General features: G+C 75.1%; 19 protein-coding genes. 12 read left to right on the top strand and 7 right to left on the bottom strand.

The genetic code is table 11. The annotated features are described in order from the left end of the window. The first annotated feature begins 20 nt into the window (after nucleotides 1-20). Nucleotides 21-395, top strand: coding sequence for a helix-turn-helix domain-containing protein (locus HOP40_RS29100; RefSeq protein ID WP_172164786.1), 375 nt, complete (start codon nucleotides 21-23; stop codon nucleotides 393-395). 704 nt (nucleotides 396-1099) lie between these two features. On the opposite strand, the gene HOP40_RS36925 is transcribed toward HOP40_RS29100, so the two are convergent. The 4 genes from HOP40_RS36925 to HOP40_RS29080 all read right to left on the bottom strand — a co-directional run bounded on the left by HOP40_RS36925 (nucleotide 1100) and on the right by HOP40_RS29080 (nucleotide 5272). Further along, nucleotides 1100-2554: a DUF222 domain-containing protein gene (locus HOP40_RS36925; RefSeq protein ID WP_172164783.1), complete on the bottom strand. Its 1455-nt coding sequence runs from the start codon at nucleotides 2552-2554 to the stop codon at nucleotides 1100-1102. 126 nt (nucleotides 2555-2680) lie between these two features. After that, complete coding sequence (gene dtd / locus HOP40_RS29090; protein WP_172164780.1) at nucleotides 2681-3106, bottom strand: D-aminoacyl-tRNA deacylase; 426 nt, start codon at nucleotides 3104-3106, stop codon at nucleotides 2681-2683. After that, on the bottom strand, nucleotides 3103-4575 hold the full coding sequence (locus HOP40_RS29085; protein ID WP_172164777.1) for a DUF7782 domain-containing protein: 1473 nt from the start codon (nucleotides 4573-4575) through the stop codon (nucleotides 3103-3105). Before HOP40_RS29085 ends, dtd begins: the two co-directional genes overlap by 4 nt. Nucleotides 4576-4609: 34 nt before the next feature. After that, nucleotides 4610-5272, bottom strand: a complete 663-nt coding sequence (locus tag HOP40_RS29080) for an anti-sigma factor (RefSeq protein WP_172164772.1) — start codon at nucleotides 5270-5272, stop codon at nucleotides 4610-4612. Nucleotides 5273-5407: 135 nt separating this feature from the next. Between HOP40_RS29080 and HOP40_RS29075 the strand changes: the two genes are divergently transcribed. The 7 genes from HOP40_RS29075 to HOP40_RS29045 all read left to right on the top strand — a co-directional run bounded on the left by HOP40_RS29075 (nucleotide 5408) and on the right by HOP40_RS29045 (nucleotide 9559). Continuing rightward, the gene (locus HOP40_RS29075) at nucleotides 5408-5983 is read left to right on the top strand and encodes an HhH-GPD-type base excision DNA repair protein (protein ID WP_172164769.1); all 576 of its coding nucleotides are present in this window, start codon (nucleotides 5408-5410) and stop codon (nucleotides 5981-5983) included. Between the two features lie 9 nt (nucleotides 5984-5992). After that, on the top strand, nucleotides 5993-6394 hold the full coding sequence (locus tag HOP40_RS29070) for an ArsR/SmtB family transcription factor (protein ID WP_172164766.1): 402 nt from the start codon (nucleotides 5993-5995) through the stop codon (nucleotides 6392-6394). Between the two features lie 107 nt (nucleotides 6395-6501). Next, complete coding sequence (locus HOP40_RS29065; protein WP_172164763.1) at nucleotides 6502-7194, top strand: energy-coupling factor ABC transporter permease; 693 nt, start codon at nucleotides 6502-6504, stop codon at nucleotides 7192-7194. Between the two features lies 1 nt (nucleotide 7195). Continuing rightward, nucleotides 7196-7522 (top strand): energy-coupling factor ABC transporter substrate-binding protein, encoded by a 327-nt coding sequence (locus tag HOP40_RS29060; protein WP_172164760.1) that lies wholly within the window; start codon nucleotides 7196-7198, stop codon nucleotides 7520-7522. Beyond that, the gene (gene cbiQ / locus HOP40_RS29055; protein WP_172164757.1) at nucleotides 7522-8256 is read left to right on the top strand and encodes a cobalt ECF transporter T component CbiQ; all 735 of its coding nucleotides are present in this window, start codon (nucleotides 7522-7524) and stop codon (nucleotides 8254-8256) included. Before HOP40_RS29060 ends, cbiQ begins: the two co-directional genes overlap by 1 nt. Continuing rightward, the gene (locus HOP40_RS29050) at nucleotides 8253-9119 is read left to right on the top strand and encodes an energy-coupling factor ABC transporter ATP-binding protein (protein ID WP_172164754.1); all 867 of its coding nucleotides are present in this window, start codon (nucleotides 8253-8255) and stop codon (nucleotides 9117-9119) included. Before cbiQ ends, HOP40_RS29050 begins: the two co-directional genes overlap by 4 nt. A gap of 104 nt (nucleotides 9120-9223) precedes the next feature. Then, nucleotides 9224-9559, top strand: a complete 336-nt coding sequence (locus tag HOP40_RS29045) for a DUF3099 domain-containing protein (RefSeq protein ID WP_275691317.1) — start codon at nucleotides 9224-9226, stop codon at nucleotides 9557-9559. A 57-nt stretch (nucleotides 9560-9616) separates the two neighbouring features. Here the strand turns inward: HOP40_RS29045 and HOP40_RS29040 are convergent, their stop codons facing one another. Then, nucleotides 9617-10030, bottom strand: coding sequence for a hypothetical protein (locus HOP40_RS29040; protein ID WP_172164748.1), 414 nt, complete (start codon nucleotides 10028-10030; stop codon nucleotides 9617-9619). A gap of 33 nt (nucleotides 10031-10063) precedes the next feature. Continuing rightward, nucleotides 10064-10465: a hypothetical protein gene (locus tag HOP40_RS29035; RefSeq protein WP_172164745.1), complete on the bottom strand. Its 402-nt coding sequence runs from the start codon at nucleotides 10463-10465 to the stop codon at nucleotides 10064-10066. 129 nt (nucleotides 10466-10594) lie between these two features. Here HOP40_RS29035 and HOP40_RS29030 point away from each other — a divergent pair, with 129 nt between their 5' ends. Then, complete coding sequence (locus HOP40_RS29030; protein WP_172164742.1) at nucleotides 10595-11659, top strand: substrate-binding domain-containing protein; 1065 nt, start codon at nucleotides 10595-10597, stop codon at nucleotides 11657-11659. Nucleotides 11660-11686: 27 nt separating this feature from the next. Here HOP40_RS29030 and HOP40_RS29025 read toward each other — a convergent pair whose 3' ends face one another. Next, complete coding sequence (locus HOP40_RS29025; protein ID WP_172164739.1) at nucleotides 11687-12121, bottom strand: MarR family winged helix-turn-helix transcriptional regulator; 435 nt, start codon at nucleotides 12119-12121, stop codon at nucleotides 11687-11689. Nucleotides 12122-12258: 137 nt separating this feature from the next. Here HOP40_RS29025 and HOP40_RS29020 point away from each other — a divergent pair, with 137 nt between their 5' ends. The 3 genes from HOP40_RS29020 (at nucleotide 12259) to HOP40_RS29010 (ending at nucleotide 13559) form a co-directional block, all read left to right on the top strand. Continuing rightward, on the top strand, nucleotides 12259-12828 hold the full coding sequence (locus HOP40_RS29020; protein ID WP_172164736.1) for a hypothetical protein: 570 nt from the start codon (nucleotides 12259-12261) through the stop codon (nucleotides 12826-12828). A gap of 137 nt (nucleotides 12829-12965) precedes the next feature. Beyond that, complete coding sequence (locus HOP40_RS29015) at nucleotides 12966-13196, top strand: hypothetical protein (RefSeq protein WP_172164733.1); 231 nt, start codon at nucleotides 12966-12968, stop codon at nucleotides 13194-13196. 78 nt (nucleotides 13197-13274) lie between these two features. Further along, nucleotides 13275-13559: an FmdB family zinc ribbon protein gene (locus HOP40_RS29010; protein WP_172164730.1), complete on the top strand. Its 285-nt coding sequence runs from the start codon at nucleotides 13275-13277 to the stop codon at nucleotides 13557-13559. The last annotated feature ends 8 nt before the right edge of the window (nucleotides 13560-13567 follow it).

The following is a 13567-nucleotide window of genomic DNA, read 5'->3' as shown; positions in this document are numbered from 1 at the left end:
CGAGCCGTCATGATGCGGGCATGAGTGCGGCAGAGCAGCCCGAACCGTCGGGCTCGTGGTCGATCAACGCGCTGGGCCGGTTCATCCGTGCGCAGCGGCAGCTGGCGAAGCTGTCGCTGCGCGAGATGGCCGCCATGACGAGCGTCTCGAACGCCTACCTGAGCCAGGTCGAGCGGGGGCTGCACCAGCCCTCGCTCAAGGTGCTGCACTCGATCGCCGACGCCTTGCAGCTCTCGACGGAGCAGTTGCTGATCCAGGCCGGCTGGCGTGACGCGGGCCCGACGCCGGACCCGGAGTCGACGGAGGACGTCATCGCCCGCGACCCGCGCCTGACTCCGGCGCAACGGGCGGCGCTGCTGTCGGTCTACCGGAGCTTCGTGGACGACGAGTCCTGAACTGTCGGGTGTTCGCCGAGCGGCGGGGTCTCTCCTCGCGGCGCTGCGGGGGGTGCGCGGTCGGCGGGCTGCCGGGTGGGGTCTCTCCTCGCGTCGGCGCTGGGACGGTTGCTCGGGAACCCGGCGGTGGTCCAGGCCCTGCGGCCGCTGCGCGGTCGCCTTGCCTGGACCACCGCCGGAACCCGAGCGGGTTCTGTGGGCGCCGACGCGAGGAGAGACCTTTCTGGTTCCCCGGGTCCGGTGTGCCCGTGCGTCGGTTCTCCTGCGCCGGCCCTGGCGGGCCGGTTCCCTCCGGGGGCCGGGCGCTGCCCGGACCCGGCCTCGCTCGGAGAGGTTCCCCGGGTGAGGTTCTGTTGGTTGGGTGGTCAGGTGGAGGAGGAGCTGGGGAGGTTCGGCCCGGTTCGGCCCTTGCTCGGCCCGGTCGGCCCTGGCCCTCGCCCCGGCCCGGCTCGCGGTGGGCACCGCGCAGCTCGCCCCCGTCCGGCTCGGCCTGGCCATCGCCCGTCCGGCCTGGCTTGGTGCAGCTCACCCGGCCCGGCGCACCCCGGCCCGGCGCGGCCTGTCCGGCGCACCCCCGCCCGGCGCGGTCCCGCCGTCGTCGCCGCCGGCTCCCGCCCCGCCCGGTGATCGAGGGGAGATGGCCGTGGTGGGTGATCCACTAGCGACCATCTGCCCTTGATCGGCGGGATCAGGGCAGGGCGGGATCAGGGCAGGGCGGGGCAGGGGGGCGGGGCAGGGCGGGCGCCGGGCGGAGCGGGGCAGGGCGGAGTGGGGCAGGGCGGAGTGGGATAGGGCGGAGTGGGCCGGGGTTCGGGGCGCGCGGGCGTCATGATCGTCAGGAGTGGTGTGAGGCGGTCACCGATGACCGCCTGGCACCATTCTTGGTGATCTTGGGCGGGGTTCAGGCCGCTGCGGGGTGGGCGAGGGCTTTGCGGCGCGGTGTCTGGTGCGGGTCGATCCACTTCGGGGGCAGGAACTCGGGCGGGCCGTCCCGGATGCGGACCTGCCAGTCGGTGTGGTGGATCTGGCGGTGGTGGGCCTTGCACAGCATCACCAGGTTGTGCAGGGCGGTGGGTCCGCCGTGTTCCCAGTGGTGGATGTGGTGGACCTCCGACCAGGAGGGGGTCGGTCGCAGCCGGGGTGGGCGCAGCCGCGGTCCCGGGCGGTGACCGCGCGGCGCAGGCCGTCGGGGATGGTGCGGGTGGCGCGGCCGATGTCGAGGGTTGTCCGGCGCCGTTCATGACCACGGGGATGACGCCGGCGTCGCAGGCCAGCGTCCGCAGCGCGGCCGGTGTCAGCGAGCCGCCGAACTCCAGCATCGCCGACCGGGCCCGGTTCTCCAGGTCCTCGAGCCGGACGATCACGGTCAGCAGGGGTCGGCGGCCGCCGGTGTCGGGGAGGTCGCCGTGGTCGAGGACGTACCCGCAGATGTCGGCGAGGGCTTCGGCCTGGCGCTGCGGCGCGGGGCGGTCGTCGTCCGCGGTCAGTGGTGCCGACTTGGCGTCGATGACCGCGGCGATGGCGTCGTAGAGGGCGGGGTCCTCGAACCGGCCCTTGATCGACCCACCGGACGCGTGGCGGGTGAGGCGCAGTTCGTTGACCGGGGCCGGGGTGTGGTCGTCGGGTTCGGCGCCGTCCTGGTCGAGCAGCGCGACCAAAGCGGTGCCGAGGGTCTGGAGCTCGGAAGGGTTGAGGCGGGCGGCATCCGAGGCGGGTTGGGCTTCGACCCCGGCCCACTGCTCGGGTGAGAGTCGGCCGGCGGCGTCGGTGGACAGGATCCGCCCGATCACTTCGACGTGCCGCAGCGCAATCTCCCCCGCAGCGAAGGCGGCCGCAGCAGAAGGCAGGCGAGCGGGCAGAGGCGTCCCGTCGAGCGTGGTCCGGGCGTGGACATCGACGGCAACGGCTGCACGACGGCGGGCCTCGACGTAGTCCCACGACAGCAGATCCGAGAGCGCACGGGCGGCGGACCGATAGCCGCGGGTGAGGAAAGCGCCCTGGTCGTCGAGCGTGGCGATGGCGGACGTGGAGATCGCATCCACGCGACGGGTGACGCCCTCGCACAGGGCCAACAGCGAGAGGAGCTCAGTCTCCGACCCGGTGGCGACAACCGAGGCCGGCTCGTCGAGCGCATCAGCGAGAAGTGGACCCGGAGCCATGCCCTGATCCTACTCGAACATACGTTCGTTAAATAGGCTTTGAGCAGCGAAAACAGGAGGCAAACTCGCCGGGCGGGAACGGCGAACTCGCCGAGCGGGAACGGCAAACTCGCCCGGGAGGGGGAGTCAGGACTCGACGAGCAGCGTGAACGGCCCGTCGTTCACCGATTCCACCGCCATCTCCGCCCCGAACACCCCGGTCTCCACCACCGCCCCCCGCTCCCGCAACGCCGCCACGACGGCGTCGACCAGGGGCTCCGCAACGCCGGGCGGAGCGGCGAAGGACCACGACGGCCGACGCCCCTTGCGCGTGTCGCCGTAGAGCGTGAACTGGCTGACGACCAACAACGGCGCCCCGAGCTCCGCGCACGACCGCTCCCCGGACAGGATCCGCAGCTCGTGCAGCTTCCGGGCCATCACCGGGACGGCGGCAGGGGTGTCGTCGCGGTGCACCCCGAGCAGGACCAGCAGCCCGGGCCCGGTGATCGAGCCGACGACCGCGCCGTCGACCGTCACCGACGCCCGCGCGACCCGCGCCGCCACCGCCCTCACGCCGGCACCAGCAGCCCGTGCCGCACGAGCTCGCGCACGGCGGGCAGGGTGGCCGCGACGAGCTCACCGACCGGCCGGTCGTGGGCGAAGGCCAGCAGCTCCAGCAGCTCGTCGAGCGGCAGCGCGCCCCGGCACCCGGCCAGCAGGGCAGCGGCGGGGGCGTCGACCTCGTGCCGCCAGCGCGGGCCGTCGAGCCGGGCGACGGCCGACCCGGCGTCGGTCCAGCCCTCCTCGCCCGGCTCCGACCAGCTCTCCAGGACCACACCGGGCGCCACGGCGAGGCGGGCGCCGAGCAGGACGTCGTCGGCGGCGTGGGCGCGCAGCCAGTCGACGCGGTCGAGCCAGCCGGCCACCTCCGGGCCCAGCGGGTCGGACACCTCGGTGAGCAGGTCCTCGACCACGACCTCCGGCGCGCCGTCGGTGCGGCGCAGCACCAGGTACCCGAACCCGACGGCCTCGACGTCGGCCGACTCCATCCAGTCCAGCCACGCCCCGGCCTGCGCGCGGGCGGCGGGCGAGGTGAGGTCGAGCCCGGCGTCGCGCTGCCACGTCCCGACGTGCAGCGCCGGGTCGGCGACCTCCCGCTGCACGATCCACGCGTCGACGCCGGGCGGGAGCCACGAGCGGACGCGGTCGGGCCAGTCCTCGCCGCGCACGTGCAGCCACGACCCGAGCAGCTGCGCCACCCCGCCCGGCTCCAGGTGCGCGGGCAGGTCGGCCACCAGCGCGGCGAGCGCCTCGTCGCCGGCGCGGCCGGAGTCGCGGTAGACGTAGTCGACGCGCGCGGGGCCGGGCACGAACGGCGGGTTGGAGACGATCCGGTCGAACCGGCGCCCGGCGACGGGTTCGAGCCACGGCCCGTCCAGCAGCTCGACGTCGAGCCCGTTGAGCGCGAACGTGGCCCGGGCCAGCGCGAGCGCGCGCGGCGCCACGTCGGTGGCGGTGACGGCGCGGGCGTGCCGGGTGGCGTGCAGCGCCTGCACACCGCAGCCGGTGCCGAGGTCGAGCAGGGTCCCGACGGGGCGGCGGTCGGTGGCCGAGGCCAGCGTCAGCGACGCCCCGCCGACGCCGGTGACGTGGTCGCGCTCCTGGCGGCGCGCGTCGAGGTCCGACAGCACCCACCACTCCGCGGGGTCGTCGGGGTCGTCGACGCCGTAGGGGCGCAGGTCGAGTGCCGCCGCCCACCCGCCGTCGACGGCCCGCAGCAGCCCGGCCGTGGCGGCGTCGGCGGGGGACAGGGGCGCGAGCGCGGCGGCCACCGCGGCGTCCGGTTCGACGGCCCCGAGCAGCAGCAGCCGCACCAGCACGCCCAGCTCGCCCGCGTCGCGCGCGGCCCGGTGCGCGGGCTCGACCTCGCCCCGGCCCAGCGCCGCGTGCGCGCCCGCGCCGAGCAGGTCGCGCACGGCGTCGGTGGTGTAGCGGTGGCGGGTGAGGGCGGTCCGGAGGGCATCGGTGACGGCGGCATCCACCCGGTGATCCAAGCAGGGATCCGCGCGGACGCCCTCAGCGCACGGGGCCGCGCAGCAGGCTGTCGCGCGAGTGCGCGGCGACGCCGTCGAACCGCTCGGCCGACACCTCCAGTGTCGGGAACACCCCCATCGGCAGGTCCGACGGGACGGTGAACTCGCCGTCGTAGCCGCCGCCGTCGCGGGCCAGGGCGCCGAGGGAGAGCATCCGGACGCCGAGGCCGTCGGTCAGCCACGCCTCGAGGTAGTCGTCCTCGGGTGCGGCCACGACGCCCTGCACGTGCACCACGATCGCGCGCACGCCGTCGCGCTCCACCAGCGACGCCGAGCCGGTCGCGCCCGTCCCGTCGACGGCGGCGAGCACGGCCAGCGGACGTCCGGCGGACGGCTCGTCGTCGACCCACCGCCCGGCCGCGAACCCCACGAGCAGCGCGACCAGGGCGGCCGCGACGGGAGGAGCCCACCGTCGCGGCCGCGGTCCGTGGCCGAGCTCGCCCGTGATCGCGGTCCAGATGCGGTCGGGCGGCGGCTCGTCGTCGGCGGCGGCCCCGCCGGACGCGGCGAGGTCGACCGTGCGCCGCAGCTCCTCGACGTGCGCGCGGCACAGCGGGCAGCGTGCCAGGTGGCGCTCCACCTGCGCATCCACGCTGTGCGAGGGCAGCGCGGCGAGCGCCAGCCGGTCCGGGTCGGGGTGCCGCACGTCGGCCTCCCGCCGTCGTCGTGCCCGTCCGGCGGTGCCGGGCGGGTCGTGACCGTGCCGAGCGGTCGTCGCGGGTTCGTTGCTCCGGGGTCCAGCGGTTCGGCCCGGACGGGCGACGCCGCTACGCTCGGGGGCGTGCCGCTGCAGCTGAGCCAGGACGCCGACTCCGACGCGCTGCTCGACCGCGACCCCCTCGCCCTCCTGATCGGGATGCTGCTCGACCAGCAGATCCCGATGGAGCACGCGTTCTGGGCGCCCGCCGAGCTCGCCCGCCGGCTGGGCCGCGACCGGCTCGACGCCCGCGAGATCGCCGCGCACGACCCCGACGCCCTCGTCGCCCTGTTCGCGACGCCGCGGGCGCTGCACCGCTACCCGAAGTCGATGGCCGGGCGGGTGCAGGCGCTGTGCGCGGCGCTCGTCGAGACCTACGACGGCGACGTCACGCTCGTCTGGACCGGTGTCGAGGACGGGAAGGAGCTGGTGGCCCGGCTCGTCGCCCTCCCCGGGTTCGGCAAGCAGAAGGCGCAGATCTTCACCGCGCTGCTGGGCAAGCAGCGGGGCGTCACCCCTCCCGGGTGGCGCGAGGCGGCCGGCTCCTACGGCGACGAGGGCGCGCACCGCTCGGTGGCCGACGTCCGCGACCCCGAGTCGCTGCTCAAGGTGCGGGAGTTCAAGCAGGCCGCGAAGGCCGCCGCGAAGTCCGCGAAGTAGGGCCGGGACGTGCACCAGGTCCCCGAGAAGCTCCGCGACGTGCGGGTCGTCGATCCCGACCAGGTCTGCGACGCCACCGCCGTGCTCGCCGACACCGAGCAGGTGCAGCACGCCGCGGCCGTGCTCGACGCGCTCGGCGACGTCAACCGCCTGTCGATCCTGCTCGCCCTGCACCACGCCGGCGACCTGTGCGTCTCCGACCTCGCCTTCGCCGTCGGGATGAGCGACAGCGCGGTCTCGCACGCCCTGCGCCTGCTGCGCGCCCACGGGATGGTGCTCGCGAGCCGCGAGGGCCGGCTGGTGCGCTACCGCGTCACGGGCGCGCTCACCGAGCGGCTGCTCGACGTCGTCTCCGTCGGGGTGGTCGGGGAGGTCGCGCTGCACGCGCACGGCCACGCCGCCGACAGCTGAACGGAAACAAGAACGTCAAAGATTGAAGACCTGTTCATGCTTGCAGGCGCGCCCGTCCGGGTCCTAGGGTCGACCGACCGTCGCCGTCACGACCCGGGAGTCGCGCCATGCACATCGCCGAGGGGTACCTCCCCCCGCTGCACGCGGCCGCCTGGACGGTGGCGGCGGCGCCGTTCGTCGTCCACGGCGCCCGGGCCGTCGTGCGCCAGGTCCGCGAGGACCCCGACACGAAGCTGCTCCTCGGCGCGGCCGGCGCGTTCGCGTTCGTGCTGTCGGCGCTGAAGATCCCGTCGGTCACCGGGTCGAGCTCGCACCCCACCGGCACCGGCCTGGGGGCGATCCTGTTCCGGCCCCCGGTGATGGCGCTGCTCGGCACGATCGTGCTGCTGTTCCAGGCCCTGCTGATCGCCCACGGAGGCATCACGACGCTGGGCGCGAACGCGTTCTCGATGGCGATCGTCGGGCCGTGGGTCGCCTACGGGGTGTTCGTGCTGGTCGGGAAGCTCGGGGGCGGCCTGTCGGTCGGGGTGTTCCTCGCGGCCTCGCTGGCCGACCTCGCCACCTACTCGACCACCTCGGTGCAGCTCGCGCTGGCCTACCCCGACGCGGCCTCCGGCGTGCTCGGCTCGATCGTCAAGTTCGGCGCGATCTTCTCGATCACCCAGATCCCGCTCGCGGTCTGCGAGGGGCTGCTGACGGTGCTGATCGTGCGGCTGCTGGTGAAGGTCAGCCCCGCGGAGCTGCTCCGCCTCGGCGTCCTGCGCCGCCCCGCCACGACCCCCGCCCCGCAGGAGGCCTGACGTGTCGCGCTCCGCACTGGTCAACTGGCTGCTCGTGCTCGCCGTGGTGGTGATCGCCGCCGTCCCGCTGGTGTTCATCGGCAGCGACACCGAGTTCGGCGGCGCCGACGGGCTGGCCGTCGAGCAGATCGAGGCCGACCACCCCGGCTACGAGCCCTGGTTCACGCCGGTCTTCCAGCCGGAGGCGGAGACGGCGTCGACGCTGTTCGCGCTGCAGGCGGCCGTCGGCGCGGGCTTCCTGGGCTACCTGTTCGGCACCCTGAACACCCGGCGCCGGCTGGCCCGCCCGGCCGCCGTCGCGGACGCACAGCCCGACGACCGGGCCTGATGCACGGGCTGGACACCCTCGCGCAGACGACGCCCTGGCGGCGGCGGCACCCGGGGGAGAAGGCGCTGCTGGCCCTCGGGCTGGTCGGCGCGGCGGTCGCGCTGCCGCCGTGGCCGGGCGCGCTCGTCGTCGGGGCGGTGGCGCTCGCGCTGCTGCTCGGCCCGCTGCGCCTGCGGCCCGGGCAGGTGCTGCGCGCGGTGCGGGCACCGCTCGTGTTCGTCGTCGTCGGGTCGGTGCCGCTGCTCGTCGCCGTCGGCGGCGACCCGCTGGTGCGCTGGGCCCCGGAGGGCCTCGGCCCCGCCGTCGCACTGGCCGGGCGCGCCACCGCCGCGCTGCTCTGCCTCGTCCTGTTCGCGGCCAGCACCCCGCTGGCCGACGCGCTGCCGCGGCTGGAGCGCCTCGGCGTGCCCGCCGCCGTCACCGAGGTGGCGGCGCTGGTCTACCGGCTGCTGTTCCTCCTGCTGGAGACGGCCGGCACCGTCCGCGAGGCGCAGGCCGGGCGGCTGGGCTTCCGGACCTGGCGCACCACCTACCGCTGCGTCGCGGGGCAGGCCGCTGCGGTCTTCGTCGGGGCGTTCGACCGGGCCCGGCGCCTCGAGCAGGGGCTCGCGCTGCGCGGCTACACCGGGTCGCTGCGGGTGCAGGTCGACGAGCGGCCGCTGTCGGTGCCGTTCGTCGTCGCCTCGGCGGTGCTGGTCGGGGCCGTCGTCACCGTGACGCTGGTGCTGGCGTGACGCCCGTCCTGGAGGCCCGGGGCCTCTGCTTCGCCTACGAGGCGGGCCGGCCGGTCCTCGACGGCGCCGACCTCGCGCTGCACGCCGGCCGCCGGGTCGCCGTGCTCGGACCCAACGGCGGCGGCAAGACGACGCTGTTCCGCCTGCTCGCCGGCGCGCTCGCGCCCGGTGCGGGGGAGGTGCTGCTCGACGGCGAACCCGTGCGGCGCACCCGCCGCGGGCTCACCGCGCTGCGCACGCAGGTGCAGCTGGTCCTGCAGGACCCCGACGACCAGCTGTTCTCCGCCAGCGTCGGGCAGGACGTGTCGTTCGGGCCGGTCAACATGGGCCTGCCCGCCGACGAGGTGCGCGCCCGCGTCGACGCCGCCCTGCTCGCGCTGGGCATCACCGGCCTCGCCGACCGGCCCACACACATGCTGTCGTTCGGGCAGAAGAAGCGGGTGGCCATCGCGGGGGCGGTCGCGATGGCGCCCCGGCTGCTGGTGCTCGACGAGCCCACCGCGGGTCTCGACCCGGCCGGCGTCGAGGAGCTGCTCGAGACCCTCGCCGGGCTGCACGCCACCGGCACCACGCCCGTCCTGTCGACCCACGACGTCGACCTCGCGCACCGCTTCGCCGACGAGGTCGCGGTCGTCGTCGACGGCCGGGTCGTCACCGGGGAGACGTCGGAGGTCCTCGGCGACGCCGCCCTGCTGCGCGCCGCCCGCCTCGGCCCGGCGTGGGCGCCCGCGGTGCACCGCCTGCTCGCCGCCGCGGGGTCCGGCGCACGCCCGCGCACGGCCGCCGAGCTGCACGAACTCCTCGCCGCCGTGGTGCAGACCACCTCTGCAGGGGCAGGGTCGACGGGCGCCCCGCAGGGGTGAGTGGCACCATGGAGTCGGCGGTCGAGTGGCCCGTCTCCCGTGGCCACCGCTGGTTCCCAGCGCCGCCGGTGAGGGCGCCTCACGGCGCCGGCGAAGGAGTCACCGTGGCCGACCCGCAGCATGCGGCGAACCCGGTCCTGATCACGGACGCGGCGATGTCCTACGAGGAGGAGCTCGCCGCGCGCAAGCACCGGTACAAGATCATGATGGGGATGCGGATCCCGCTCATGGTCCTCGCGGGCGTGTTCTACACGATCCCCTGGCTCGCGGTCGCCCTGCTCGTCATCTCGATCCCGCTGCCCTGGATGGCCGTGCTGATCGCGAACGACCGGCTGCCGAAGAAGCGCGAGGAGGTCAGCCGCTTCCAGGCCGACCGCCCGCAGATCGAGGCCCCCGCGGCGCGCGCGGTCGAGCACCGCGTGATCGACCAGGAGGACTGAGGCCCGGGCGGCTGCACCCGGGCGCTGCGCCGGGTGCGTCCCCGCCGGGGCGGCCGCTCAGGCGGCCTGTCCGAAACGCGTCCACAGGGACGACAGGCCGGTGACGGGCGCGACCAGGTCGTGCACCCCCTGGTCGAACAGGACACCCGCGATGCCCCCGGCGGCGAGGGTCGGGGCGAGTCCGGTGAGGTCGGCGGGCGTGATGGTCATGGCGGCGGTGGCGCCCGCGGACCCGGCGCCGTCGCGTGCTCCCGCGAACGCGGCCACGTGGTGCCGACCGGTGAACGCGAGCAGGAAGCGCTGCTCCCCGACGACGCCCACCAGCGGCCTCGGGTCCTCGGCCGTGCCGGTCGGCAGCAGCCACCAGTGCTCCAGGCCGTAGACGGCCTCCCACAGCCGGACGAGGTTCGGCCCGGAGGGGTCGGTGCGCGCGGACGCCGCGATCTCGTCGACGACGGGTGGTGGGGTCATGCCGCCATGCTAATGCTTCCGAACGGAAGGATTCTAGATCTCGCCGGCCTCGGCCCGCGCGCGGCGCGACGGCGTGAACACGCACAGGTCGAGCAGGCCGGGCGGGTCGTCGACGCCGGGCCCGCCCGCCTGCACCCAGGCGACGACCTCGTCCACCGTCTCCGGGTGCAGCACGTTGGCCAGCCAGACCGGCCTGGCCCCTGCGGCCCGGCCCGCCGGGGAGGGGCCGACGACCACGACGTTGGACCGCTCGCAGGCGTCGAGGCAGTCGGTGACGCGCACGCGCCCGGCCCCGCCGACGCCGTCCCGGAGTGCCGCGACCTGGCCCGCGTGGTCGACGCCCGGGTGCTTGCGCTCGGTGCCGCAGCAGCATCCGCGGCAGACGGTGACGGTGCACCCGGCCGGGAGCGAGGGGGAGTTGCGGCGGCGTGACATGAATCCACCCTATGCATGCACACCTGCGCAGATACCACTCGAACGGCGCAGGCGCCGTCAACATCACGGTAATACCGTGCTCCCAGACTGGTGCAGCTTCCGGCCCCGGGAGCAGCCGGGGAGGTCCCCATGGTCGCCGAGACGCTCGACGTCGCCTTCGTCGTCCCGAGCAGCGGGCCGTCCGGAATCTACGGCCCGTCCTGCTGGGCGAGCGGGCGGCTGGCCGTCTCGGAGATCAACGAGGACGGTGGCATCCTCGGTCGTGAGGTCCGGCTGCGCTCGGTCGACGGCGGGCGGTCGCCGCAGGAGGTGGCCGCCGAGGTCGGGTCGCTGGTGGCGAGCGGGGCTGTCGGCGCCGTCGCGGGGTGGCACACCTCCGCCGTCCGGCAGGCCGTCGCGCCACGCCTGGAGGGGCGGGTGGCCTACGTCTACACCGCGCTCTACGAGGGCGGGGAGCGGACGCCGGGAGTGTTCCTGACGGGCGAGACCCCGGCCGGACAACTGCTGCCCGCACTCCGCTGGATGGCGGGCGAGCTGGGCGTCCGGAGCTGGTGCATCGTCGGCAACGACTACGTCTGGCCGCGGGCGTCGGCCCGGGTGGCTCGGACGTTCGCCGCGTCGGTGGGCGCGGAGATCCGTGACGAGATCTACGTGGGCCTGGGTACCGAGGAGTTCGGCCCGACGCTGCGCCGCGTGGAGCGTTCGCGCGCGCAGGGCGTGCTGATGTTCCTCCTGGGTTCCGACGCCGTGCAGTTCAACCGGGCGTTCACCGAGATGCGCCTGCACGACCACTGCGTCCGGCTGAGCCCGCTGATGGACGAGAACATGCTCCTGGCCACCGGGGCCGCCAACACCCATGAGCTGTACTCCGCCGCGGGGTTCTTCGAGGCGCTCGGCACCCCGCACGGCCTCGACTTCGAGCGCCGCTACCTCGATCGGCTGGGGTCCACCGCCCCGGCGATCACCTCGCCGGGCGAGTCGTGCTTCGAGGGGATGACCCTGCTGTCGCACCTCGCGGCGGCGGCGCGGAGCACCGATGTGGCGCCGATCAGCGCGACCGCGGAGTCGGTCACCTACGAGGGTCCACGGGGCGCCGTGCGGATGCACGACAGGCACCTGATGCAGCGCATCTACCTGGCGAGGGCCGACGGCCTGGAGTTCGACGTGCTCGCCGAGCTCAGCGGCGGCGCCTGAGCCGGGCACGCCCGGTCGTCGGGGCGTTCAGCCGCCCGAGACGAGCTGGTCGAGCAGGTCGAGCAGCGCCGGTGCGTCGCCACCGACCCCGCCGAGCACGTCGGCCTCGACGTCCCGCACCGCGGGGGACAGGCGCGTGTGCACGGCGTGACCCTCGTCGGACAGGAACACCAGGACGCGCCTGCGGTCGCGCGCGTCCGCGAGGCGGTAGACCCGGGCCGTGTCGACGAGCCGGTCGACGAGCTTGGTGAGCGTCGGGCTCGGCACTCCGACGGCCGCTGCGATGCCGGACATTGTGTGGCCCCCGCCGTCGGAGAGCAGGTCGAGCACCCGCCACTGGTCGATGGTCAGCCCGTCGGTGGCCACGACGGCCTCGATGCGGCGTGCCACGAGGTATTCGGCCCGGCCGAGCAGTCGATCCAGCGGGGCACGTCGTCCCGAGTCCTGCCCCGTCGCCGTCACGTCGCCTCCTGCCGTCGCGCTCCCGGCCCGGAGGCCAGGAGCACGGTCATCGTAAAGCAAAGGACACCTCCGAGGTATTTCCGTTCGACACTATTCCGATAGACTGTATCTGTGCGACGGAACCGAGGTGCGGTGTGGTGACCGGCCTGCGCTACGAGCTGGCCGGCGTGATCGGCGGCGCCGACGCGCTCTCCGGCGCCGCCGCGGTGCTCGGGATCGAGGCCGTGCCGCTCGACGCGGCGGACCTCGTGCTGCTGCCGGTCACGGCGGAGCTGGCCGCGCAGGTCACGCCGGCCGCCCTGTGCGCGCTCGGGATGGACGCCATGCCGGGCGGCACGCCCCAGGCGGCGCAGCGCAGGGAGACCTGGTTGACCGGCCCGGAGTCGGGGTTCTCCGTCCTGACGCCCGGCCTGGTCGCACTGCTGGAGGCCGCGTCGACGCGGGGCTCGCTCGCCTACGTCGAGGCCGACTACCTGGGCCTGGTCGGGCACCAGACGGCCGCGGTGTGGCGTGCGGGGAGCCTCGTGACCGGCCCTCTGCTGCTGGGGCGCCAGGAGGAGTTCGTGTCGTCCACCGCTCCCGTCTCCGTGGCGCTGCGCGAACTCGGGGTCGTGGCCGCCGGCCGCAGCGACGAGTTCGTCGTCGCCGGGCTCGGCCGGCACCGGCGCACCGCCGACTGGCTGCGGCCCGGTCGTCGCCGCCCCTGAACCGCACGTGCCCGTCCCGCCGACGAGGAGCAGCAGCAGATGACGACCACGAACCCGATCGTCCCCCGGCCGGGGTGCGACCACCGCCGCGTGCTCCTCGGCCGGATCTCCGGCCCGGTGCGTCCGGGGGTCGGCGCGTGATCCCCGCCCACGACCGGGTGCGGCTCACCGAGCGGGAGCGCCTGGAGCTCGGTCGGATGGAACGGGGCCTCCTGGCGCCGTCGGCCGGCCCGACGCCCGCGACGCTGCTGACCGCGGGTCTGCTCGTCATGGTGGTGGGGGTCGTGGCCGTGAGCCCGGCCGGGCTGTTCGCCGGGATCGGGCTCTCCCTGACCGCGCTCGGCCGCGCCCTGCTGGCCGGCCGGTGAACGGGCCGGACGGGGTTGACACCTACTTCCGGCAGATATAGTTTCAGATGACAGTAATGGTCGTCGAGAGGGGTCCCCATGCCGACCTACCAGCACACCTGCGTGCGGTGCGGGCCCTTCGACGTGATCCGTCCGATGCGCGAGTCCGCTGCGGACGCCACCTGCCCGACCTGCACCGAACCGTCCCGCCGGGTGTTCGGGGCTCCGGCGCTGCGCGCGCTGCCCGCCGGTCTGCGCGGCGCGCTCGACGCCCAGTACCGCAGTGCCGACGCTCCCCGGGTCGTCACGTCGCTGCCGGGCCGGCCCGGTCGCACCCAGCGCCGCGCGACCGACCCCCGGCAGCTGCGCCTGCCTCGCCCGTAGCCCCCGCT

Origin of the sequence: Pseudonocardia broussonetiae (genome assembly GCF_013155125.1) — a bacterium.
GTDB classification, from domain to species: Bacteria; Actinomycetota; Actinomycetes; order Mycobacteriales; family Pseudonocardiaceae; genus Pseudonocardia; species Pseudonocardia broussonetiae.
This window is presented reverse-complemented; position numbering and strand designations above follow the sequence as displayed.